This window comes from Paenibacillus koleovorans NBRC 103111 (assembly GCF_004000845.1).
Classification (GTDB): domain Bacteria; phylum Bacillota; class Bacilli; order Paenibacillales; family NBRC-103111; genus Paenibacillus_AA; species Paenibacillus_AA koleovorans.
In genome coordinates this window covers 1-1,241 of record NZ_BIMA01000254.1, presented here as the reverse complement: position 1 = coordinate 1,241, position 1,241 = coordinate 1, and the positions used below count along the sequence as shown (strand labels likewise).

Below are 1,241 nucleotides of genomic sequence, written 5' to 3'. Positions count from 1 at the left end.
CATGCCCGTTGATTAACCAACAAATGGTAGAAAAAGAGCCGTCAACCCGGTAAACTGTTTGTACCCCTACAAACAACCGGAAGGTGACGACTCCATGAAAAAGTCTAACACGATTCTCCCTATTCTTCAAACGGTTCTAACATCCGAGGAAGTCGAATCGATCGTTGAGGCGGTCGGCTATGTCGATAAAGCGCGCAAATTCACCGTCTATCATTTGCTTCAATATTGGGTTGCCGCAGCCAGTGAAGAATGGTCGGGGTATCGATTCGGTGCGGATCATGCTGTTCGTAGTGGCTTGTCTCCTATTCATTATTCCTGTTTCTCCGGAAAAGCAGCGGATGTGCCGTTTGCTATATTTAAAGAGCTGTTTCAACTCCTTGTCCGCAAATGTAATCGGGAAACGAGGCGGAAGTTGGCGTTTCCCAAGGAACTGCTGCTGATTGACTCAACGACTATGACGGTGGGAAAAACCCGGTTGCCATGGGCTCCCTTCCACGGAGAACGGGCTGCGGTAAAACTGCATGTTGCCTTGCGGGCGCAAAACGGACAGCCACTTGGTGTCACGGAAACGATCGGTGCAAGGCACGATGGGCCAGTATGCGAAACGTTGGAGAATCCTGCCTTTATTTTGGTCATGGATCGTGCTTACGGCAAACTGGAGAGATTGGATCGCTACAAACAAGACGGGCAATCCTTTGTCGTTCGGCTTCGCGACAATGTTCATGTCGAAAAACCTTATGCATTGCGACGGCAAGCGGCTGCAACTTCTCCGATTGTTCGGGATATCACTTGCCAACTGGGAACTCCACAGTGTCGTTCCAAACAGCGTCATCGCGTCGTCATCTTTCGTGATTTTGAAGGCAGAGAGATTCGCGTTGTCACCGATTTGATGAGCGTTACCGCTGAACAAATCGCCCTGATTTATAAAGCCCGCTGGCAAATCGAACTGTTCTTTCGCTGGATCAAACAGCACCTAAACATTCCCACACTATTTGGCACAACCGAAAATGCCGTTTACGGTCAGTTGTTCGCGGCACTACTCGTCTTTGTACTGCTCAAATGGCTATTTGATGGGGCAGGGCAAGCGTTTCCTCGTCATGCTAATCTCTCTTTTGTTCGTTTTGCTCGATTGCTGCTTTTAGGCGAGTTGCCCGTCGAATGGACGATTCGGATTGAGCGTTTGGTGAATCTCCATTTCGGATCAACGACAGTTACATATTCTGGTTAATCAACAGGCCTGG

The 1,241-nt window shown here is 49.1% G+C and carries 1 protein-coding gene; it reads left to right on the top strand.

The window, feature by feature from the left end:
* The first annotated feature begins 94 nt into the window (after positions 1-94).
* Complete coding sequence (locus PKO02S_RS32045) at positions 95-1,228, top strand: IS4 family transposase (RefSeq protein WP_127589348.1); 1,134 nt, start codon at positions 95-97, stop codon at positions 1,226-1,228.
* The last annotated feature ends 13 nt before the right edge of the window (positions 1,229-1,241 follow it).

Excerpts from the sequence above, each read along its gene's own strand:
- PKO02S_RS32045 (WP_127589348.1), top strand. The coding sequence starts at position 95 with ATGAAAAAGTCTAACACGATTCTCCCTATTCTTCAAACGGTTCTAACA.